Here is a 21,384-nt window from a genome sequence, read left to right on the forward strand (position 1 = left end):
ATTCAGCCCTCCACGTTCGGGCGGACAGTCAGCGCGCCCAACAGGGCGTTACCGCCGCGCTGGCGCAGCATCTGACCGCGAAGGAAGTTGAGGCGGGAGTGTGCCGCGCGGTCGATGGTCGCCAGCCGCGAGACGATCAGCCGATCGCCCGCGATGATGACGACGCCGCCGTTATCCGACCAGTCCGCCAGCCATGCAGGCGCGTCGAACGAGGGGAGCGCCGAAGCGCCCCCGGTGGTGTTCGCGAGGGCCATGGTTCAAGCCCCCTGCCAGACGATGAACCGGCCCTGCGGCTGGCCGTATTCGCGGACCAGCGTTGCGAGCGCGGCAGGGTCCGCCGCCTTGGCGGTGAAGAACGCGCGGCTGGTGGCTTCGCACTCCGCGTCGCCCTCCGCATCCACGATCGCCCCCAGCCGATTGGCCGGATCGATCCAGACCCGCCCGCCGATCGCGACGAACGCCCGTGCGGTTTCGATTAGGCTCGCCATGGTCAAGCCTCCCCGCCAACGGCGGCTAGCGCGGGGGCCAGCCGACGTGTGAGTAGCGCGGCGACGCGCCTGTCACAGTCGTTGCGCGGCTGGTGATCGCGGGCAAGCAGAACGGCAACGTTGGAAACGGCATCGTCCAGCAGTTCCGCTAGTTTCAGGATTTGCGCGCCGTCCGTCGTGTCGCCGCACGCATAGTCCTGTATCGCGTCGGTTGCTTCGGTCGCGGCCAGCATCAGCGACAGCACGTCGGCAAGGTCGGACGGCGGCTGCGCCAGCATCAGGCGGGCGGTATCGACCGAACTTCGCAACGCGCGATCCATCGCCTGTTGCGCGGCGATCACGTCGGGGCCTTGCTTGGGCAAGCCAGCCGCTTTCAGCGCCGCGCCGCGCACGTCCGCCGCGTGGGTTTCGTCCAGCAGGTCGCTGCGCATTTGTGCCAGCATGGCGATGCGTGAGGGGTTCGACATGTTCACGCCTCCCCAGCCGCAAGGCGGCGAATGTCGGCGATCAGCGTCTTGGCGTCGTCGCCATCCACCGTGTCGCCGTAGCGAGTCAGGATCAGCTCGGCCTTTTCAGCCAGTGCCGACAGCGTAGCGACGGGGTGCCCCATCAATGCCGTGACAGCCGCGCTACAGGCATCGCAGGCCGCTTCGTAACGGTCGCCGGTATCTCCGACGTGCGCGGCATAGGCGGCGTCGTCGCGGGCCTTCCATGCTGCCTTGTCTGCCTCATAGGCTTCCCACCGCGCCTCCCAATCCGGGCCAGCCGCTACAGCGATGGCTTCGCCAATCGGCAGCGACATGTCGTAGGGGGCGATCGTCGGGCGCGTCGGCTCCGGTTCGCACAACGCGCTGCCCGGCCCCCATGCATCGTCCAGCGGGGCGAACACTGCCAGCCGCTCGACTTCCTCGACTTGGGCCGCGCGGTAGGCGGCATAGAGCCGGTCCCATTCGGGGTCCGACACCGCCGGGGCAGCGCCAGCCGCTGGCACCGGAGCGGGACAGGCAGCGAGCGGAAGCGCCACCATGCCCATCAGCAATGCGCGGCGGCTGGTCGGCATCTGGGCCGGGGGCGCCGGTTCGATAGCGCTGAACGCCATCGAACCGGGCAAGATGGATTTGCGCTCAGCTTCGGTCGGGTGGCCGTTGCGGATCGTTGCACGATCAGAATAGCTATAATTATGACTGTTATTCGCCATTGCGGCGTGAGCAATCGTGGCGCGAAGGGGCGCGCCAATGCTATTGGCATTCATAGTCGTGGTCCCTGTCAACGAGGGGTTGCGATCAGACCGGGCGGGGGAGGTTCCAGCTTCCCCGTTCGGTCGCTACCTCCGGTGGGGGGGGGTAACGAAAAGCGTTATGGTGCCGTCTATATTTGAGTGTCAACGCTAAACGTTATGGTTGGCACAAAATAGTTATGCTGGTACGGGTTCGTACATGCTTACCCCCGCCACATGCCGCGCTGCCCGCGCATTGCTCGACATTGACCAAGGCTCGCTTGCGAAGGCGGCAAATGTTGGCCTTTCGACGGTTCGGAACTTCGAGGCCGGGCGATCGGTGCCGTTGCAGAACAACCTAGCGGCAATCATTACGGCATTGGAGGCGCAGGGCGTGGTGTTGCTTGGGGATAGGTCGCGCGAAGATGGCGGGCCGGGCGTGCGCCTTCGCGTTGGATAGGAGCGGGGCTGGCACTCGTCGCCCAGCCGTCATATCCTGCCGGCCATGGACGATCCGACCCATATTGAACATCCGTTCCTAGTCCTCGCGTGGATCGGCGCGGGAGCGCTCCTGTTTGCCGGGGTTGAGTGGGTCAGCCTCTACAAGCGAATGTCGCGCCGTATGGCACGGGGCGGTGGTGATGGCCTCGACCTTGAAACGCTGCGACTGGCTGCGCTGTTTACGGGCGTCGGGCTGATTGCTGTAGTTGTCGGGTTCGCACTAGAGTTTGGCCTGTAGGTCTGGGCTGAGGGGATAGCGCCTACTATTCGTCGTAGGCTCCTGACCCGATACCGGGGGCATGCCATTGCCTGCCGGTCAAATTGAGCGCTACCGCCAAGTTGCGGACTATTGCGCAAAGGTCGTCGCGAGCGGCGGCCTTGTTCCCAGCTACAGTCAGATTGGGGCGGCGCTTGGTATCGGCGATCGTGGCACGGTCCGCCGCTATGTAGTTGAGGCCGAAAGCAAGGGCCTCCTAAGCCGGTCGGGCGAAGTTTACGGCGGTATGGGCAGCTTGCATCGTCGTATCCGGCTGGGAACACCCGACGAGGCAGAGCGCAAGACAATCCGACGCGGCGGGCCGGACGATCAGGTCGCGCGCGAAAAGCCTACTATTCGGTTTCAGCCACGCGCCTACGACTAACGGCATGCTTTTGCCGCCGGATGGCGCTTCACACAATGTGCCGGTGGTCATCCATGCAACATCCCTGCGATTGGGGGGCGGTCCTTGCCTTCCTCGGCGTTCCGAAACCCGGAACCACACGAAACGAGCCATCTGAAACCGACAAGCGCGCCGCGGCCCGTGCATGGGCCAGCCGCCCAATGACGGCCGATCGCATCGTCAACGACTGCGGGATAGCGACGTCTGCGGCGCACCTCGGCGCGCATCAGATTGGCATCGGTGAGTTGGGATCAGCCGCCCGGTTCTTCGGCATGGCGCTAGCCCACATTGAAGCGCTGGTTGCCGCTGGTTGCGATGCTGTCGAAGGCGCGGAGGCGGTGCCGATCTTGTCCCATCAACTGACAGAGACGTGCCAAGCGCATGGCATTCTCGATGCAGCGGTAGCGCACGCCAAGCAGCAACTACACCGTTGGGAGAACGCATGATGGCGCAAATTGACTGGTCGATCCTTAGCCGGATGCCGGACGCCGGCGCGACATTCCAACAGGCGTTTGCGAGCGGACAGGAGCGAGGGCGCATCGCCGCGCGCGATAACGTCCTTTCGACATATGCGGCGAACCCGTCGGCGGACGCGCTGGCCGGACTCGCTGCGGTCGATCCGCAGGCGTTTGTTCAGCTTTCGCGGCATGAGCGGGATCGCAGCGACTTTGCCCGTGAAGGGCGAGGGCGAGCAGCCTACGCCGGGTATCTGCGACAGCATGACGCCCGCTGGCAACAGCGTGGCAGCGGGCGGTTCGGCGGCGGTGTGGTTGGCGGAAACCCATCGACGGTTCTAGGCGGTGGTGTGCAGCGACCTAGTCTCGAAATGAGCATGGGCCGTCTTGCCGACGCTCTCGCAATGCCGCCAACGCAGGACGCTCTCTCGCCTGCTCAGCCGCAACCTCCTGCCAGTGCGGTAGATGAGGGTGGCGAGATTGTCGTTACTGGCCGGAAGCGGGTTGGTACGATCCCCCCGGAAGAACGTTACTCGCTGGCTGACGTGGCGTTTGAAAGCCCGGAAATGGCGGACCGGCTTTCCAGCCAAATTGCCAACATTGATAAGGCGCATTACGCTGAACTCGATCAGTATTTTGGGGCTATCGGCGCAGTCGCCACCCGCGCGCGTGAATTGCCGGCACAGGAGCGGCCAGCCTTCATTGATGCGCAGCGCGATTACCTGCGGCTGTACGGTATCACCGACGCAGAGATTGATGGGTTTGACGATGGCGACGCTTCGCTTGACGGCCTTATTCGCCTGTCGATAGGGGTAAAGGACAGCCTCGCCAACAGCCGGGCCGATCGCAACACCGACTCCATGATTGAAGATCGAAACGGGCGACGGGCGCTGGTTTCGCGTGGGCAAGACATGACGGACGCGCGGGGGCGGTACGGCATCGGCGTAGCTTCGTCGGATCGGCGTCGCGGACAGGATATGTCGTCTGGCGATCGGCGTCGGGGTCAGGACATTTCCGCCACAACGGCGCGGCGCGGGCAGGACATGACGGACAAGCGTGTTCGCGAAACTGGCGGGCGTCGTGGTCGGACTGGTTCCGGTGGCGCTGCCGCCGCCCCGAAGGTTGGCGAGATTAGGCAAGGCTACCGCTTCAAGGGCGGCAACCCGTCCGTGCAGACTAGTTGGGAGAAGGTGCGTTGAGCGGGCCGTGGGACGACTTCGCGCCGACCAAGGCCGCGCCGCGTCGACAGCGAAGGGCGCGCAAGCCGGACGCCGCCAGCCGGTCGGGAAGTGGCGCGCCTACCGGTTCGGCATACGATGGCGATACGCTCCGGCTCAACACTGACGTGAACGCCCGGATGCTGGGCTATGATGCGTTCGAGCGCAGGCAGACGGCGCGGGATGCGCTGGGCGGCGTCGTATCGATCGGCGAACAGGCGCGGGATGCGTTGTTGCCGTATCTTGATGGCGGCTCGTTTCAACCGTCAGGCGGGCAGTCTTACGGCCGGCCTGTCGGCGTGCTGGAAAGCAGCGGCGGCGCTGACGTCGGCGCTTTGCTGCTGCGGCAAGGTGTCGGTTTGGCCGCGCCGGATTATCTGCGTGACGATCCCGCCCGGCTGGGGTCGTACATGGAGGCCGAGCGGCTGGCCCGGCTCAATCGGCTTGGTGTCCACGGCGATAGCTATGTGTCGCCGGAAGCATATCGGCGCGGCGCTACCGAAACACCGCCGGCCGCCCGGCCGAAAGGTGATGGCCCTTGGGCTGCTCCTGAATGGAGCGACACGGCCGGCGCGGCGGCGGTGTTCGCGGACGATCCCACGCCGTTCCAAGGGCTGCGGAGGGACATTGAGGCGGGCTATCTCGCCGTAACGGAGAACCCGAACAGCACGGTTGACGATATTGTCGGATACGGTGCCGCCAACGGGTTCAAGGTTGATCGGAAGGACGCGGAGCGCTTCGTCGCCAACCGCGCCAAGGGCATTAAGTCGTCGGGGCAGGTGGAATACAAGCGCGCGCCCCGCGTGCTGACCGATCCGGGCGACGGCACGTTCGGCGCAACCATGCGCGGCGTCGGCGATCCGCTCAACGTGCTGGACGAGCTGGGCGCGGTCGTGGACTCGCTCGGTGGCACGGAAGGCCGTGAGAACCTGTCGAACAGCGATCGTCGGTGGGCGGACATTTGGGCCAACAACCTCGACCAGAACCGCTCTATCCTCGCCAACGACGACGCCGAACACCCCTACGCACGGTTTGGCGGACAGCTTGCGAGCGGTCTGGCGATCCCCACGGTATCGCTTGAGGGCGTCGGGCTGAACGCGGCGCGCTCTGTCTTGCGGGCTGGCGGCACGCGCATGGCAGCGGTTGAAGCTGCGGAAGCTGCGGTTCGTCGTCGGCTGGCCGCTGCTGGTGGCGCTGAGGGGGCCGTGATCGGTGCCGGCGGTGCTGAGGGCGGATGGGCTGAGCGCGCCAAGGGTGCGGCGATCGGCGCTCCTATCGGCGCAGCGCTAGGCTTCGGTACGGCTGGTCTGGCACAGCGCGTTGGCGGTCTTGTCCGTGGTGCCCGTGCTGGCCGCGCTGCTGTCGCTGGTGAAGGATCGGACACCGCGTCTGTCGTGTCGCGTGAAGCTGATCCGGTAGAGGCGGTTTCGCCTGCCGCCGCTGCGGATACGAACGTCGCATCGCCTGTCACGGGTACGACGATCGATACCGCAGCACTGCGGGCGGCGGCAGACAACGGGGCTGGCGTCGACATGGCGCGTGCTGGTGAAGTCTTGCGCCAGTCTGCCGACGATGCGCTGTCACGGGGCGACGACGTAGTTCTGCACGTTGGCGGCAAGGCTATCCCTATCACCTCGCCGGGGCTGGTGGATGATGCAGGGCAGCGCTGGGGGGCCATGTCGATCCTCTCGCCAGCGCGTGGCGACAACGCACGGCTTGAGATTGTCCCGAAGGCCGGACGCGATGGCGACACCGCTGGTCCGTGGCAGGACTTCACGCCTGCGCCTGCTGCCTCGACGCGCACCGCTGACCCTCTCGCCGATCCGACAGCGTTCCCGGTGCAGCCGCGTGAGATGCCAGCCGAGACGTTCCGTGGCCCGCTGTCGGATCATACGCCGATCATCTGGCGGGAAATGGGCTTCGATACGGACGGCTTCGGGCGGGCAACCATCCCGTCGCAATACGCTCCCCGGTGGCGCAATGAGGGCGGCACGGATGCGCTCATGTTCGCTGACAATCCGGCAATGGCGACCGGACAGGGCGCGAACAAGGGCATCCTGTTCGAGTACGACGCGGCCCCGTTCGTCGGTCGCCCGCAGTTCGACAAGCCGGGTGGCGCGCTCGCATGGCGCAATGGTGCTGGTGAGTATTCGACCAACGGCGTGACGCAGGACACGTTGCAGTCGGCGTTGCGCGGGTTCCGGGTGAAGCCCGGCGCGCTGGACGCCATGCCCGAGCGGGACCGTTCGTTGTTCGACATGATGGCGCGCGATCTGGAGGCGAAGGGCTGGCAGCGCACCGATCTGGACGACGGGAGCATGATCTATCGCCGCCCGGATGCGAACCCGTCACCCGCTAGCACGTCGCCGTCTTCGCCAACCGGCCGCCCCGGCGCGTTGACCGGCGCGCAGTATGTCGAGACATACGCAGCTCCATCTACCGTCAAGGACTATGTGGCCCAACCTCCGGGCGGGCTGGGGTCCGCTGTCATTGGGCCGGACGGCAAGTTGCACATGTTCCGCACGAACGGTTCGCAGATGGGCCACGCCGATGAGGTTGGGCACTATGACTTCGGCTATGCGACAGGACCGGACGAGGCCGCCGGCTTTGCCGAGTTGACCCGCTACCGGGGCGAGATTGCCGTTACCCGTTCTGCCAACGAAACGCCCCAACAGGCTCGTGCGCTGAATGAGCTTGTTGCCCGTGCCCGGCGTGAAGGGCTGAACATCATTGACGAGCAACCTAAGCCGGCCCCTTCCGCTGCGGCGCGCGCCGAATGGGACGATATACTGCGGGCCTATGATGAGCGGCACGGTGCGTCCGGGCCATGGAACGACTTTGCGCCGGTCGCCGATGACGTGGCGGGCATGGCGAACGAAACGCCGCGCCCGACGCTGGATGGCCCGCGCGTGCCCGATCGCATTGAACTGCGCCAGCCGCGCCAGTTGCTTGCCGATGCACCGGATGGGGAGCGCATTGCTGCTGCTGCCCGGCTCAATTCGGGTGACGTGTTGCCGCTGCCGGCGAACACGGTCCGCGATATTGACGAGGCGGCGGGTATCGAAGCCGGGCGCTATCAGACTGTGCGCGCGCCGAACGAAGCTGCCGCGCTTGAGCGACGCAACGTGCCGTCGCCAACCGATGCAACGCGGACGATCCCAAAGCGTGGCCCGCTCGATCTGGTGACGTGGCTGCGCACGCAAGGCGGTGTCCGTGAGGATGGCGGCGAACTGACCTATGCCGGCATCACGAACGCGCCGCGCAACGGTATGGACTTCGCCAGTGGCGAACAGCGCTTCGGCAAGCTGGTGGCCGATGACGGTCTGCCGCTCGATACGGCCGCGCAACGGGCATGGGAAGCTGGCTATTTCCCCGATCATGCCGAGCCACCGACGCCGGCCGAGTTTCTGGACGCGCTGACGAACACGCATCGCGGCTGGAACCGATCGTTCCACCCCGACGACCTCGCCGAAGTGGACGCCTTCGATGCGGCACGGGCGCAACGCCTCGATGTGGAGGCCGCGCAGGCCGATGGCGCGCCGCTGACGCTCGATCGCGGCCAGCCGGTCGGCCCCGACGATTTGGACGCCATGACGCCGCCTGTACGGGCCTATGAGGAATGGGGCGAGAACGCGCCGAACCTTGCGGGCAATATCCGGCTGGATCGCCTCGACAGCCCGCAGGCTATCAAGCAAGCGCTGGTGCGGACCGAACAGGCCACCGGTGGGTTCGACGCAGCGAAGCGCGGGCGCATCACACAGGCCGAAACCAAGGCGCTCGCAGAGGATCTAGGCATGACTGCCGACGACCTGTTGCAGCGTCGCAAGGGGCAGGCGTTCAACGCAGAGGAAGCGTTGGCCGCTCGCCAGCTTCTCGCCCGGTCGGCAGCCGATCTCGTCAACATGGCGAAGCGGATTGCGCGCACTCGGAACCCCGGCGATGAAGCGGAAGCCGCGTTCCGCGAGGCATGGTTGCGTCATGCTGCCATTCAGGAACAGGTGGCAGGCATGACAGCGGAGGCCGGCCGGCTGCTGCAACAGTTCCGCATGACGGCGGACAGCCGCGATGCCGAGCAGGCGCTTTCCTCGATCGGCGATATTCTCGGCGGCTCGACCCGGATCAAGGACGTTGCCGAGCGGATCATTGATCTGGAACAGGTTGGCACGTCGCCGGCTGGCATCAATCAGTTCGCGTTGAAGTCGCTGCTACCTAAGTGGAAGGACATGGCGACAGAGCTGTATATCAACAGCTTGTTGAGCGGGCCACAGACGCACGCGGTCAACATCCTGTCGAACACCCTCACGTCGTTGGCGCAGTTGCCGGAACACTTGGTAGCGGCCGGTGTCGGTGCCGTCCGCAAAGCGTTGCCGGGACAGGACGAAACGGACCGGGTGCTGTTCTCCGAGTTTGGAGCGCGTGCCGCAGGGATGATCGCCGGAGCGCGTGAAGGTGTGAAGGCCGCGGCGCGGTCCTTGCTGACCGGTGAGTCGTCGGACGCGATCACCAAGATTGAAACCCAGCAAATGCAGGCAATCCCCGGCCCTATCGGTTCGGTAATTCGCACGCCTTCGCGCTTCCTGACGGCAGAGGATGAGTTGTTCAAGGGCATCGCCCGCAGGATGGAGTTGAACGGGCTGGCGATCCGGCAGGCGGCAAAGGAGGGCCTTACCGGCGCAGAAGCACGCGAGCGCGCCGCCGATCTGGTCCTGAACCCAACCGACGACATGCTGCGCAAATCATTCGAGTATGCGCGATACCTGACGTTCCAGACGCCGCTAGATCATGGGAGCATGGCGGCTGGGCTGTCGGCTGGATTGCAGCACCGGCCTGAATTTAAACTGCTGATCCCGTTTGTTCGCACGCCGGTAAATCTGTTGAAGTTCGCTGCTGAACGATCGCCTATCGCGCCGGTCATGAAGTCGTGGCGCAAGGAGTTCGCCGCAGGCGGTGCGCGTCGTGACATGGCTATCACGCGAATGGCTCTTGGAACCGGCCTTGGCGCAATGATGTACGAAATGGCGGCGGCTGGCCACATTACCGGGAGCGGTCCCGCCGATGCTGACGCGCGCAGGTTGATGCAGGCCAATGGCTGGCAACCGTATTCGCTAAAGGTTGGCGACAATTACTATAGCTATCAGCGGTTCGACCCGTTCTCGACGACAATCGGGACGGTTGCCGACATGGTAGATTTGCAAGCCGACCTGACGGACAAGGAAAAAGAGAAAAGTTCGATGCTCATGGTCGCGGCGATCGTGAACAACCTATCGAACAAGACGTGGCTGTCGGGTCTGAGTTCGGGGCTTGAGGCAGTTAACGATCCTGATCGCTACCTAGAGCCGTTCCTCGCGCGCATGGCTGGCGCCGTAGCCGTCCCGTCGGTCGTGGCGCAGGTCGCGAAGATGAACGATCCCATTTTGCGTGAAGCCCGCAGCCCTATTGATCGTATCCGGTCGCGCATCCCCGGCATGTCGTCGCGTCTCTATCCGCGTCGCAACGTCTTTGGGGAACCGATGCGCATCCAAAACGCCCTTGGCCCGGACATTGTATCGCCGCTGTGGACGTCTACCGGTCGCAATGATCCGACCATCGATGCGCTATTGTCGGCTGGGGTTTCGATCAGTCCGCCCCAGCGTTCGTACACTTCGGAAGGCAAGCGGGTGGAATGGACGCCCGGCCAGTACGATGCGCTGCAAGAGGTGGCGGGCCGTCTGGCAAAGCCGGCGCTCGATGATCTGACGCAAACGGGCGACTGGCTGATGATGGATCAGGACGAGCAGAAGGACTCGGTTCGCGACGTCCTTCGTGACGCCCGCAAGGAAGCGAAAGAATCAATTTTAGGGGAGTTTCAATTCGTCGCGCCCGGAACTGCGATCGGTCCATGGAAGCAATTCGCTGATACTGAAGTGCCGAACACATTGAACGGAAGAGCGCAGAGATGACGGTGTCACTGTTCAGTTAGGGCCACTACCGTTCGTCAAAACGCTATGCCACCCTGCCCCGCATGTACTGGATGTCGAATCAGCGGGTGATGATGGACGACCTGATCGCGTTCGCGTGGTCGGCGCCCATGCGCGAGCTGGCCGTGAGCGTCGGCGTATCAGACGTTGGGTTAAAGAAGCTGCTGACCGGCCTAGGTGTCGTTTGCCCGCCTCAAGGGCATTGGAACCGTGTGCTGGCGGGCAGGCCGGTTGAGAAGCCACCGAAGGCACCCCCTCGCCTGCCGGGCCAGCACCCTGCCCTGTTGCTAGATGGCCGGCTAAGCAAACTCCTGCCGATAGCACCCGAACCATCGGCACAAGGACCATTCGCGTCGCCTAACGTACCCGAAGACCTAGAGGGCCTTCGGCAAAAGGAACTGGCAGCGATCGGGCGGGCCGTCTCCGCTGCAAAACTGGCTGATTTGCACTCATCAGTGAAAGCCGCGTTGGAACGCGACGAATACGAACGCCAACGAGCTATCAACAAGGACTGGCACGTTCCGAAGGTTCAGTTTGAAAGCCCATTCGAACGAAGGCGACTTCGGATCCTGAACGCAATCTTTCGAACGCTACAGAAGCGTGGGCATCGGGGGACGCTGCGCTCGGACGAGTACCACACGGATATACACGTTACGATCGGCGACACGTATGTGCCGATCATGTTGTTCGAGGGGCGGAAGGCCAAAGACTACAGCCGGTACAGCGCGCCCAAGCCCGATCCGAAGCGCTCAGCCAATTGCGTGCTGACGCTAACTGCTGGGGAGGAACGCTGGACGGACGATGCGAGCGGCACGCTCGAAACCAAAATCGCCGCAATTAGCGCAGGCCTCATCGTTGAAGGTGAGCGCATCTTTAGAATGCAAATGCGGGAACTCGCTGAGCAACGCGAACGAGCGTTTATAGAGGCTGAGAAGAAGCGAGAACGCGAGCGGGTCGAAGCGGAGAAGCGCCGGATTGCGGCGATCGAGAAGGCCAGTGCAGATCGGTTGGACGCACTGCGCGAAAGCGGCCGCCTGATTGCGGAAGCGGACGACCTACGCCGCTTGATCGCAGCAGTAGCCGTTGCGGTGCAGGCCGGGTCCGTGGATCTGCCAGCGGAAGCGTTCGGCGTCTGGCGAGCATGGGCTGAGGCTGAAGCCGATCGTATCGACCCGGTGAAGTCTGGGCAGATATGGAAGCACCTGAAGCCTCCAGTGGTGGACTGAGTGCGCGTCCACAATAGACATTCTCCCTTGGCGAAAAGAAGGTTCGGACGCATTATGGCTAGATGAGCGATTCCCTCCCTAATGACCCGGCAGCAGCCGTAGCCCGTGTTCAGGAAATGGTGTCAGCGATCGTGCCGACCGCGCGATGCGAGTTACAGGATTATGACCACAAGATCGGCTGTGGCGACATGGACCAATGGGGCAACATCCAAGACGTAGTGTTCGTCCGCCATGGAACGTCCGAAGATAAGGTTCGGCACTTTGCGCAGGTGCTTGAAACGAAGCTCAGGACGGGCGGATCAACAGCGGGGTAGAGATAGGTATGCAGGTACACATGGAAAGATGCTTTAGCTGCGGCAGCTCGTTCCAGTTTGGACCGCATCGATATGCAGGCACTTACATCAACGCTTACGACATCAGCGTTTGTGAAACCTGCTATAGCGCTAATCGGGACGGCTGGGGACCTTTCGTAGAGCCTCGGCTTCTTGCTCATCTTGAAGAGAACGGGCTAAATATTCCCGCTCGTAATGCCCAAGGGTGGCTACCCCGACACCCTGAGCGGGCATAAAAGCCTCAGCTTTATACGGCATGGTAGAATGTCGGCTCGACCTGCTTCGAACCGAAGAATAATGTTTTTGCCCCGCCGCTACCTACGTTCTGCTTTCCGTCCCCCCCCGCTACAGCGCGCTTGGCGGCCACACGGCCGGCAGTGGATCGCACTGTACGGTCAGCGCCGCGCCGGCAACGCTGGCTACACATCAGTTAGCGTGCCGGTGCCGCGTGAGGTGCTGATGCAGCCGATCGTCGAGGCCATGTTTGTGCTTTAGCTATTTCAACAATGTCCAAAACTAACACAACTGGACTCGACTCAACGAACCATTCCTCTCATTCTCGCCGAATTAGAGGAGATTCGGATGCCAGTTACTGAAGAAGAGATGGCGAAGCTTGCGATGGTTATTGCGGTGGGTCAGACTGGTGGGATTGTATCCTATGATGATCTACGAGCGCGCGTTCCTGGAATGGTAACTCTTGATGCAGCAGATTTGTCGCCCTCGTTGGTCAGAGTAGGTGAACCAATGTGGCACCAGATATTCCGCAATATAAAATCGCATTCGACCACATCCGGGAACGCGATCTTCGACGGCCGGCTAGAGCATGTGCCAGACGTCGGTTACCGCATCACGCCGCACGGGCAGGCATGGCTAGCTGCAAATCCTTAACCAGACCTCATTAGGCGGCGCTGCTCGTCTTATTAGTGATCACTTGGGAGCGTACCGTTCGATCCGGCGCGCTACGATGCTAACGACTTTGATAGTCAACGAGCGCTGGCGTTGGCGCAGCGATGGAAAGTGAAGGGGCTTCTTGCGTGGCGAGTCGCTGACCGGCTATGTCCTCTCGATGGACGCAACTTACAATCTAAATGGCGGATTAAAGCCAACCCTGAAGCGGTTTGCCGATCTGGCAGGTCCCGATTTTTATCCGACTCCAGGCTGGGCCACGCGAGCGCTAGTCGACAACGAGCCGTTCGAGGGAGAAATTTGGGAGCCGGCGTGCGGCGATGGTGCAATGGCCGAGATCCTTGCCGAAGCAGGCAATCCGGTATTTGCCTCCGATCTCTACGACAGAGGCTTCGGAGAGGTCGGTGTCGACTTTCTTTCGTCTCAGCGTAGCGCAGAAAATATTGTCACGAACCCGCCATACAATTCTGCAGAAGGATTTGTGACCGTAGCGCACCGCTTAGCAACAAAGAAATTTGCGCTACTCTTGCGTCTGGCTTTTCTTGAGGGCGCGAACCGACAAAGGACTATTTTTTCAGAGAATCCACCAGCTCGTGTTTGGGTTTTTAGTGAGCGGATCACATTTTACCCTGCTGGTGCGGTACAGAAAGGGTCTGGGACTACCGCATATGCGTGGTTCGTTTGGGACAAGGCCCATGTCGGACCTACCCAACTGAGATGGCTCCCGCTAGGCTATAAGTCATCAGCGACCGATCACGATAAAAACCCGATGCTATTTAAGTAATTAATACCCTGCTCGGTGACTTTCAGCCCATTAACCGTACGTTCCGCCAGCCCTTGCGTGAAAATGCTACGATTGCCCGGCTTATGTGATATGACGTTACCAACGATCTGCTGCCATAGCTTTTCGCGAGGGCGACTCGCGGATTGCTCCAAATCCTTAGCAGTCAGGGGCACAAGTTCCGGGACTCTCCTCTTTATATATTCGGTAGTCGCAACATAGTTATCACATTCTGCTGCGATCTTCAGCGCTAGAACGCGCGCTTCGGCCTCACGCAACCGGTCGTTGCTGTTTCGTGGTAAATAGCCAAACTCGTAGTTTTGCCCTCGTCGCCAAGCGATACCGCTTTCCGGCACCCTTAAGCCTTCAATGACTTGCCGAAGGGCTTCCTCTATTTCAACCGGCTCTGAAGTAGCTGACGGCAGATACACTGTTGCCGTTGCTTTCGGGTGACCGTCGTAATGGCGAATATCGAACGTCACGGCGTTGCCGATTATGAACGATGCTACAAGATATGTATCTAAATCGTCTTCGGCAGCATCAGGTCGTAGCGCAAAACTTCCGATGTCTCGCCAAAAAATAGCCTGCGGGGTTACGTCGGCAAGCGCCGGCTGGGACAACCTGCGAACCGATGGTGGCGTTGCCGTCATGGCTGCAAGTTCACAACTTCTGCCGAAATGCAGGCGTATTGATTGCCATGTTCGTCCTTACGCTCTTCGACCCCCGGGGTGTGCCCCAGATACCAACGGGCCTCGATCGGGCTCGATCCTTTTGCATTTTCGACGTCGGTGCTGAACTCGATTCCGCGACGCCCATCCGCTAGATGGCCGGGGTACGCCTGAACGGTTGGGCACATCCCACCGTTTTTGGGCGTGCTGCCCCATATCTCACCGGACGCAACCTGCTTTAGAGCGTCCTCCCTTGTCTGCGTTCTCAGTTCTCGACGATTGAACGGGCCAAAAGTCCGCATGGAGCAGGTCGCCTCATTTTTTTTCGTTGATGCAGTAATGTTCCCAGGTTTGTCTACAGCGCACAGCGTTACCTTAGCGGCCATTCCGTTTTTCGAGCGCAAGCCGCCTCTGCGTTCGGGACCGAAACCGCATGTCGTGCTTACCCGGTGATTGCCAGCATTAAAAACCGCCCTATCCCATCAGCCAAAACCCCAGCATTTTCAGCCTTCACAGCTCGAACGATACCTAAAATCTGGTATTTCAGGTATATTCGCGCCTGAGATACCGGTCAGCCGGCAGTTCCGTTGGCACGGATACCGGCGGCACCGGTCGCGCGGCGGCGGCGGCGATCCATGCGTCCCCGCCATCGCGCCGGCGCGTTGATCCGTCGCCGCGCGTCGCCACCCGACCATAGATCGGCCGCTCGGTGTCGCCCGGTGCGCCGCCGAACATCGCGGCGATATTGCCATAGGTCGACGGATCGCGCCCATCGAGGCTCAGCCGGTCGTTGAGGTAGCACGCCGTCGCCCATGCGGTTGCGGGGTCGGGGGTCATCGCGATGATCCGCTTGGCCCAGTACATCCGCAGGTTGTTGTGCATCCATCCAAACCGCAGGAACTGCCGCTGGCAGGCGTTCCACGTCTCGTCGCGCGTCTCTCCGCGTAGCATCGCCGCAAGGGTTTCGATCTCGGGCCGGGGATCGCCTTCATGCTCGGCCAGCGTCGCCCGCGCCCAGCCGGCGACCCGGTCGTAGCACTCGGGCGCCGCAAGGCCACGCGCCTGATAGTGGAACCACTCGCGCCATCCGAGCAGTTCGTCGGCGAACTTGGTCTTGTGCTTCGCCCCCGCCGCCGCCGCATCGACCGCGCGCATCACCTCGCGCGGTCCCAGCACCCCGAAGTGGAGATAGGGCGACAGGCCGCTCGCCCCCTCGCGCCGGGTCGCGTCGTTGCGGGTCACGGCATAGCCCGGCAGTACCTTGCCGATCAGCCGCTGCAGCCGGTCCCCGGCCGCCGCCCGACCTGCGGGAAACGCAGCGCTGGCGGGCAGGCTGTGGTCGATGTCCAGCCCGGCGATCAGCATGTCGAGATCGTCGTCCAGCACATCCGGCACGAACGGCAGCGCTCCGGCATAGGGCGCGACCTCGGCCGGCTCGTCCACCGCCTCCAGCCATGCCGCCCGTTCAGGTTCGTAACGCCGCAGAAAGCCCGAACGGCCGCCGATGCCGTCGCCCAGCACCGCCGGCGGCACCAGACAGGCGGCGTTGACCGCATGGACCGCGATTCCAACCCGCGCGGCGACCCGCTCGCCCTGCCAGCGCGCGACGAAGGTCGGCTGATCCTCCATCACCAGCGCGGCGGCATCGGCGGCAAGCCGGTACACCAGCCCCTTCTCGCGGTGCCCGGCGCGATCGACATGGCGGACGCAGGCGATCCCGCGCGCCGCGCATCCGGCGGCAAGATCGCGGCTCGCCCCCAGAATGAAATGATGCAGCCGGTCCGACGCATAGGGATAATCCTCGCGCACCCCATGATAGACCAGCACCGGCAGCCCCAGCGCATTGCCCAGCCGGATGGCGGCATCGATCACCGGATTGTCGGTGGCGCGCAACGCCTGTTGCAGCCAGCACAGGACATAGCGCGCGTCGCCGGCGATCGGCCGGTCGTTGGCCACGCGGACACGCGGTGCCTCACGCCAGTCGGCAAGCCCGGGCAGTAACGGCACGCTCACCATCCCATGCTGCCGGGAATGCCCTTGAATGGTCCGGCGAGGTCGTCGGTGATCCAGCCGCCATAAAAGCCGCCGGGCTGCGGCCGCACCCGCTCGCCATTGATGGTGCAGGCATCGAACGGCGCGGCATAGAAAGCGACATGATCGCGCAGCATGGCAAAGGCGGGCGTCGGGTTCGGATAGCTCCACGCCACGTCGTTGAACCGCTGCCCGCCGACCTCGACATGCCAGTAGCGCGCCTCCCCCTTCCATTCGCAGAACGACCTTCGCGTCGACGGGCGGAGCAGGCCCGGCGCGATCGCGTCGGGCGGGATGTACCAGCTCGGCGGATGGCTCGTTTCCAGCGTGCGGACGGCCGCGACGGTATCGGCGACGACGATACCGGCATGGACGATGCGGACATGCCGGTCGCTGGCTTGCGCGATCGCGGGACGCGGATAGTCCCAGACGCTCTCCTGTCCCGGCGCGGGCGCATCAGGACGCGGCCTCATACGCTTGCCTCCCGTCGCCCGAGCCAGCGTTGCAGGCGCGGGCGCACGATCAGGAACCGGCGATAGCCATATTCCAGCGCGGCCAGAACCGGCCGATAGCGCGCCAGCAGCCCCAACGGCCGCAGCAGCGGGATCGCGCGCCACATCGCCGCGAACGCCGCCGCGCCGGAAAGCATCCGCCCATCCTCGCGCGCATGGAACCGGGCAAGCAGCTCGGCACGGTCGACCGGGCAGTCCGCCGGGCCGGTCGCATCGACGAACTCGATCCGCCCGCGCCGGTCGAGCCGCCGCATCAGCGCGATCTCGCGCCGGCACAGCGGGCAATTGCCGTCGTGCCACACGGTGACGCGGCTCATCGCCTCTCCCCCGGATTATCACCCCAGATCCGCGTCGCCAATAGCGTCGCGAAGCCGAGCCATGCGACGAATGGCACGCCGGTCGCCGCCGCCGGCCGGTCGACCCGCGCCGCGGCGGCGACATAGGCGGCTCCGGAGGCGACGATCGCCCCCGACGTCGCCGCACTCGCTCCCAGCCGCTTCTCGCGAAAGAACAACTGTGTCCAGCCGCCGACCATCGCGGTGTTCAGCAGCCACAGGGCGACGGCGGTGTTGCGCGCCGCGCTCGACGGCTCGCGCAGCAACCGGTAGCCGCCGACGGCAAGGCCGGTTTCGAGTACCGGCCACACCGCCCCGAACACCGCGTCGGGCGGGGTGAAACCGGGCTTGTCGAGCCGGCGATACCAGCGGCGGATGCGGGGATGCGACGGATCGGGGGCATTCCGCCGCCCGACGACCGCACTCGCCCCCAGCACGAGGCCGACCGCGCCCAGCGCCAGCAGCGGCGACAGCCCGCCCTTCGACAGAGCGGCAGCGCCTTGAATGACGGTCGCGTCGGGATGTCGGGACATGGCAACGATCTCCTTTGCGTCGCACAACGATCGAAACGACATTCGGGCGCCTCGACAGGCTGTCCCACCAGCGCCTTTCGGGTAAGAGGCCGGCTGTCAGAGTAGGAAAGCGGATGAACGACACGTCGAAACCATGGGATGCCGATCTCGTCCGCACCTGGCTCGACCGGCGGATCGATGCCGCCCGGCTCGATCAGGCGGCGGCGGACCGGCGCGGCTATACGGCGCAGGACGACTATGACAAGGCGGCGGGCGAGGAATGGGCCTGTCGGGCGCTGCGGACCAGAGACCATGCCGATGACCGGACGGCGTTCGCCGCGCAGGTGAAGGCGCTGCTCGCGCAGGAGGAATATCGCACCACCGGCATCTACGACGATCGCCGGTTCGACCGGAACGTGCGCGCGACCCTGCGCAAGATCGCGAAGATGACCAAGGCGAACGACGGGTTCGCGAACACATTGCGCTATCAGGGCTGACGCGGACCGACCGCGGTACGGCACGACTTCAGGTGGATAATTTCAAGGCATGGCCCGCAAACACCCCAAACATGGTCCCTATCCAGCAGAAGCGGAGAACGAGGACGAGGCGCCGCCCCCGGTCGCGTGCTGGCTGTGCGGCCGGCCGACCGGCAAGACAATCGTCTGGCACCATCCCGTGCCCAAGAGCCGGGGCGGGCGCGACGTCGTGCCGATGCACCCGATCTGCCAGCAGACGCTGATGGCCAATTTCACCAATTCGGAATTGCAACGCCACGGCACCGATGTCGCGATGCTGCTGGCGCATCCCGACGTGCGCAAGTTCGTCGACTGGGTCGCCAACAAGGATCCCGACTTCACCGCGACCACGGCGAAGAAGCGGAAATAGCAGCCAGGGCGCGCGGGCTACAGCCCGGCAACCGGCGGCGCGAGCGTGCCGAGCCACGCGACCAGCGCGAGGATGGCGATACCGCAGCCGGTTTCCACCGCGACGCTCGCCCGCAACCCGCGCCACGCCGATGCCGGATCACCGGTCGGCAGGGCGAGCGCCGGGGTCAGCCGGAACCGGTTAAGGGCGGCGAGGCACAACATCGCGGCGAACAGCATCAGCTTGACGAGCAGCAACCGGCCATAAAGCGTACCGGTCAGTCCGCCAAAGCCGCCGACGAGCAGCCAGGCGTTGACGATCCCGCTCGCGACGATCGCCACGACCAGCACCGTGCCCAGCCCCGCGAACCCCGACGCCAGCCGGTGGGTGCGGGCGAGGCGCGACGGGTCGGGCACGCGGACGAGCAGCGCGCACAGTAGCGCCAGCACGCCGATCCACAATGCGGCGGCGAGCAGGTGGACAATATCGGCGACGAGATGCACCCGGCCGATCACCCCCTCATCCATCGCGCCATGCCCGCTCCACGCCAGCGTCGCGAGCGCCACCGCGCCGGCAAGCGCGGCAAGGCGCGGACGGGCAGCGAGCGCCACCGCCACGCACAGCGCGACGATCCGCACGACCCATGACCGGCCGACCGCCGTCGCCGTCACCACCATCTCCAGCGTCGTGCGGTCGACGTCGCCGATTGCGGTGCCCGCCATGCCCGCCGCCAGCACGACCAGTCCGGCGGCCGACAGCAGCATGCCGACGATCGCCAGCATCGCGACGATCCACGGCAGCCGCGCGACAGGATGGCGCCACCCGGCATAGCCCGCGATCCCGACCAGCAGCAGCAGGTCGACGAACAGTGCGAAGCGCAGCGCGATGCCGGGCAGGTCCATCACTTGACCTTGAAGGCGTAGCTGCCGTTGACACGGTGGGTATCGCCCGACACGACATGCCAGTCGAGCCGGTAGCTGCCGCGCGGCAGCGGCCGGGCCAGCGTCGCCACCAGCGTCTTGCCATCGGCGGCGACGCTGGTCTGCAGCGGCATCCGCATCGGCGATTTCATCTTCATGCCGGGCATGTCGGTCATCTCGATCGTGATGCCGGAAAAGGCGGCGACGAGCGGTTCGGAAAATCCAAGCTGCACCACCTTGGTCGCGGGCACCGTCGCCTCGGCGGCAGGGGTGGCGGCAAGCAGCTTCGGATGGGCCAACGCCGGTGCGGCAGCGAGCAGGGCGGGCACGGCAAGAGCGATCAGATGGCGCATTGCGATCCTTCGTCAGACAGGAAGCAGGACCGGACTGTCCGGCCCCATGCCAAGCGATACGCAGCGGGCGACACCGTCCCTCGCCCGGACGAAATGATTTTCGGGCTTGAGGGAAAGCGGCGGGGCGTGCGTATTGGATAGGCCCGTTACCGATGTAGAGATGCCCGATGCCGACCGACCTCGACCGATCGCTGGCCCTGCTGGGCGACACCGACGAACCGCCCGCGCTGGCGCGGCTGGAGGGGGTGCTGTTGTCGCGGGTCGCGGCCGATCGCGCGGCGCGGGGAACGGGATTATCGATGGCGTGCGGCGCGGCGGTCGGCGCGGTCCTTCTTGGGCTGGGCGCGGCGGGGCCGACGGGCAGCCCGGCGGCGGCGGCACCGCTGGGCATCGACATGGCGCTGGCCCCCTCCACCTTGCTGGCCGGGCGATGAGCCGCACGCGCTGGACGCTGCTGGTCGCGCTGGTCGCCTTCGTCGCGGCGCTCGCCGGCGTGGTCGCCGGGCGGAAGCTGACCACGCCGCCGCATCACGACGGTGGCGAACTGCACGCGCTGCTGCACGACGGACTGACGCTGACCCCGGCGCAGCGTGGCGCGATCGACACGCTGGAGGCACGCTTCGCCATACGGCGCGCGGCGCTGGAGGCACGGATGCGCGCCGACAACGCACGCCTCGCCACGGCGATGGCCGCCGAACATGCGGCGGGGCCGCGCGTGACGGCGGCGGTCGATGCCTGCCACCACACGATGGGCACGCTGCAAAAGGAAACGCTGGCGCATGTCTTTGCGATGCGCGCGCTGCTGCGCCCCGATCAGGCCCCGGTGTTCGACCGCGCCGTGGCGCGGGCGCTGACCGCCGGCCAGCGGTGAGCGATGCGCTGGCGGCGGTGTCGGACGCCGATCTGGCGGTACTGGCGCGCAGCGGGCACGAGGTGGCGTTCGCCGCGCTGTTCGCCCGGCACCGCGCGCGGGTCTATCGACTGATCCTGAACAACGTCGCCGACGCGGACGAGGCGCTCGATCTGGTGCAGGAGACGTTCCTGTCGGCGCATCGCGCGCTCGGCCGCTACGATCCGGCCCGGCCGATGGCGGGGTGGCTGGCGACGATCGCGCTCAACAAGTGCCGCGACTGGAGCCGGCGGCGGACGGTGCGCCGCTGGCTGTGGCGCGCCCGCCCGATCGAGGAGGTCGCCGACACGCTCGGCGACGGTGCGCCGGGGCAGGATGTCGCCGCGGCGGACCGTGACCGGCTGACCCGGCTGCGCGCGGCGATCGCCGATCTGCCCGCCACGCTGCGCGAACCGCTGGTGCTGTGTGCGATCGAGGGGGCGAGCCATGGCGAGGCGGCGACGATCCTCGGCGTCAGTGCCAAGGCGGTCGAAACCCGGCTGCGTCGCGCGCGGCTGCGATTGGGCGAGATGCTGCCCGAATGACGGGCCGGGATGAGGGA

At 64.8% G+C, this 21,384-nt stretch carries 25 protein-coding genes; 14 read left to right on the forward strand and 11 right to left on the reverse strand.

Features of this window, described 5'->3' with window-relative positions; all coding sequences use genetic code 11:
* Positions 1-2: 2 nt before the first annotated feature.
* From ASE78_RS10775 to ASE78_RS10790, 4 genes are read right to left on the reverse strand one after another with little or no spacing between them, the layout of a single operon-like run.
* On the reverse strand, positions 3-254 hold the full coding sequence (locus ASE78_RS10775; protein ID WP_056496881.1) for a hypothetical protein: 252 nt from the start codon (positions 252-254) through the stop codon (positions 3-5).
* A 3-nt stretch (positions 255-257) separates the two neighbouring features.
* Positions 258-488 (reverse strand): hypothetical protein, encoded by a 231-nt coding sequence (locus ASE78_RS10780; RefSeq protein WP_056496884.1) that lies wholly within the window; start codon positions 486-488, stop codon positions 258-260.
* Positions 489-490: 2 nt separating this feature from the next.
* Complete coding sequence (locus ASE78_RS10785) at positions 491-961, reverse strand: hypothetical protein (RefSeq protein WP_156351461.1); 471 nt, start codon at positions 959-961, stop codon at positions 491-493.
* A complete protein-coding gene (locus ASE78_RS10790) occupies positions 958-1,587 on the reverse strand; it encodes a hypothetical protein (RefSeq protein ID WP_156351462.1) in 630 nt (209 codons plus the stop codon). Before ASE78_RS10790 ends, ASE78_RS10785 begins: the two co-directional genes overlap by 4 nt.
* Before the next feature lie 337 nt (positions 1,588-1,924).
* Here ASE78_RS10790 and ASE78_RS19900 point away from each other — a divergent pair, with 337 nt between their 5' ends.
* From ASE78_RS19900 to ASE78_RS18355, 9 genes are all read left to right on the forward strand, one after another.
* Positions 1,925-2,164 carry a helix-turn-helix domain-containing protein gene (locus tag ASE78_RS19900; RefSeq protein ID WP_082467155.1) on the forward strand — a complete coding sequence of 80 codons (240 nt, stop codon included), beginning with the start codon at positions 1,925-1,927 and terminating at the stop codon, positions 2,162-2,164.
* 45 nt (positions 2,165-2,209) lie between these two features.
* A complete protein-coding gene (locus ASE78_RS10795; RefSeq protein WP_056496892.1) occupies positions 2,210-2,443 on the forward strand; it encodes a hypothetical protein in 234 nt (77 codons plus the stop codon).
* 61 nt (positions 2,444-2,504) lie between these two features.
* The gene (locus ASE78_RS18715; RefSeq protein WP_156351463.1) at positions 2,505-2,846 is read left to right on the forward strand and encodes a hypothetical protein; all 342 of its coding nucleotides are present in this window, start codon (positions 2,505-2,507) and stop codon (positions 2,844-2,846) included.
* Between the two features lie 179 nt (positions 2,847-3,025).
* A complete protein-coding gene (locus ASE78_RS10800) occupies positions 3,026-3,310 on the forward strand; it encodes a hypothetical protein (RefSeq protein WP_056496896.1) in 285 nt (94 codons plus the stop codon).
* Positions 3,307-4,518: a hypothetical protein gene (locus ASE78_RS18720; RefSeq protein ID WP_156351464.1), complete on the forward strand. Its 1,212-nt coding sequence runs from the start codon at positions 3,307-3,309 to the stop codon at positions 4,516-4,518. Before ASE78_RS10800 ends, ASE78_RS18720 begins: the two co-directional genes overlap by 4 nt.
* Positions 4,515-10,475 (forward strand): thermonuclease family protein, encoded by a 5,961-nt coding sequence (locus ASE78_RS10810; RefSeq protein WP_156351465.1) that lies wholly within the window; start codon positions 4,515-4,517, stop codon positions 10,473-10,475. Before ASE78_RS18720 ends, ASE78_RS10810 begins: the two co-directional genes overlap by 4 nt.
* 92 nt (positions 10,476-10,567) lie before the next feature.
* Positions 10,568-11,719: a hypothetical protein gene (locus tag ASE78_RS10815; RefSeq protein ID WP_235515017.1), complete on the forward strand. Its 1,152-nt coding sequence runs from the start codon at positions 10,568-10,570 to the stop codon at positions 11,717-11,719.
* A gap of 62 nt (positions 11,720-11,781) precedes the next feature.
* On the forward strand, positions 11,782-12,033 hold the full coding sequence (locus ASE78_RS18725; RefSeq protein WP_156351467.1) for a hypothetical protein: 252 nt from the start codon (positions 11,782-11,784) through the stop codon (positions 12,031-12,033).
* Positions 12,034-13,081: 1,048 nt separating this feature from the next.
* Positions 13,082-13,741: a hypothetical protein gene (locus tag ASE78_RS18355; RefSeq protein WP_200911041.1), complete on the forward strand. Its 660-nt coding sequence runs from the start codon at positions 13,082-13,084 to the stop codon at positions 13,739-13,741.
* Here the strand turns inward: ASE78_RS18355 and ASE78_RS18730 are convergent.
* From ASE78_RS18730 to ASE78_RS10835, 5 genes are all read right to left on the reverse strand, one after another.
* The gene (locus ASE78_RS18730) at positions 13,711-14,358 is read right to left on the reverse strand and encodes a hypothetical protein (protein ID WP_156351468.1); all 648 of its coding nucleotides are present in this window, start codon (positions 14,356-14,358) and stop codon (positions 13,711-13,713) included. The two genes, ASE78_RS18355 and ASE78_RS18730, sit on opposite strands and share 31 nt — an antisense overlap.
* A 591-nt stretch (positions 14,359-14,949) precedes the next feature.
* Entirely contained in the window at positions 14,950-16,413 is a 1,464-nt protein-coding gene (locus ASE78_RS10820; RefSeq protein ID WP_235515019.1) for a deoxyribodipyrimidine photo-lyase, read from the reverse strand.
* 2 nt (positions 16,414-16,415) lie between these two features.
* Complete coding sequence (locus ASE78_RS10825; RefSeq protein ID WP_056496911.1) at positions 16,416-16,910, reverse strand: DUF427 domain-containing protein; 495 nt, start codon at positions 16,908-16,910, stop codon at positions 16,416-16,418.
* On the reverse strand, positions 16,907-17,266 hold the full coding sequence (locus ASE78_RS10830; RefSeq protein WP_056496913.1) for a thiol-disulfide oxidoreductase DCC family protein: 360 nt from the start codon (positions 17,264-17,266) through the stop codon (positions 16,907-16,909). The genes ASE78_RS10825 and ASE78_RS10830 overlap by 4 nt, the downstream gene beginning before the upstream one ends.
* The gene (locus ASE78_RS10835) at positions 17,263-17,817 is read right to left on the reverse strand and encodes a TspO/MBR family protein (protein WP_082467157.1); all 555 of its coding nucleotides are present in this window, start codon (positions 17,815-17,817) and stop codon (positions 17,263-17,265) included. The genes ASE78_RS10830 and ASE78_RS10835 overlap by 4 nt, the downstream gene beginning before the upstream one ends.
* 113 nt (positions 17,818-17,930) lie before the next feature.
* On the opposite strand from ASE78_RS10835, the gene ASE78_RS10840 reads away from it, so the two are divergent.
* Together ASE78_RS10840 and ASE78_RS10845 are read left to right on the forward strand one after the other, a co-directional pair.
* Positions 17,931-18,293 (forward strand): hypothetical protein, encoded by a 363-nt coding sequence (locus ASE78_RS10840; protein ID WP_056496916.1) that lies wholly within the window; start codon positions 17,931-17,933, stop codon positions 18,291-18,293.
* Positions 18,294-18,342: 49 nt separating this feature from the next.
* Positions 18,343-18,681 (forward strand): hypothetical protein, encoded by a 339-nt coding sequence (locus tag ASE78_RS10845; protein WP_055755572.1) that lies wholly within the window; start codon positions 18,343-18,345, stop codon positions 18,679-18,681.
* 17 nt (positions 18,682-18,698) lie between these two features.
* Here ASE78_RS10845 and copD read toward each other — a convergent pair whose 3' ends face one another.
* Positions 18,699-19,562, reverse strand: coding sequence for a copper homeostasis membrane protein CopD (gene copD, locus ASE78_RS10850; RefSeq protein WP_056496919.1), 864 nt, complete (start codon positions 19,560-19,562; stop codon positions 18,699-18,701).
* Positions 19,562-19,933, reverse strand: a complete 372-nt coding sequence (gene copC, locus ASE78_RS10855) for a copper homeostasis periplasmic binding protein CopC (RefSeq protein ID WP_056496922.1) — start codon at positions 19,931-19,933, stop codon at positions 19,562-19,564. The genes copD and copC overlap by 1 nt, the downstream gene beginning before the upstream one ends.
* A 167-nt stretch (positions 19,934-20,100) precedes the next feature.
* Here copC and ASE78_RS10860 point away from each other — a divergent pair, with 167 nt between their 5' ends.
* The 3 genes from ASE78_RS10860 to ASE78_RS10870 are packed head-to-tail and all read left to right on the forward strand — an operon-like array spanning position 20,101 to position 21,367.
* Entirely contained in the window at positions 20,101-20,367 is a 267-nt protein-coding gene (locus ASE78_RS10860) for a hypothetical protein (RefSeq protein WP_055755569.1), read from the forward strand.
* Positions 20,364-20,804 carry a periplasmic heavy metal sensor gene (locus ASE78_RS10865; protein ID WP_056496925.1) on the forward strand — a complete coding sequence of 147 codons (441 nt, stop codon included), beginning with the start codon at positions 20,364-20,366 and terminating at the stop codon, positions 20,802-20,804. The genes ASE78_RS10860 and ASE78_RS10865 overlap by 4 nt, the downstream gene beginning before the upstream one ends.
* Positions 20,801-21,367 carry an RNA polymerase sigma factor gene (locus ASE78_RS10870; protein ID WP_056496929.1) on the forward strand — a complete coding sequence of 189 codons (567 nt, stop codon included), beginning with the start codon at positions 20,801-20,803 and terminating at the stop codon, positions 21,365-21,367. Before ASE78_RS10865 ends, ASE78_RS10870 begins: the two co-directional genes overlap by 4 nt.
* Positions 21,368-21,384 lie beyond the last annotated feature (17 nt).

Source organism: Sphingomonas sp. Leaf25 (assembly GCF_001421635.1).
In the GTDB taxonomy this organism is placed as follows: Bacteria; Pseudomonadota; Alphaproteobacteria; order Sphingomonadales; family Sphingomonadaceae; genus Sphingomonas.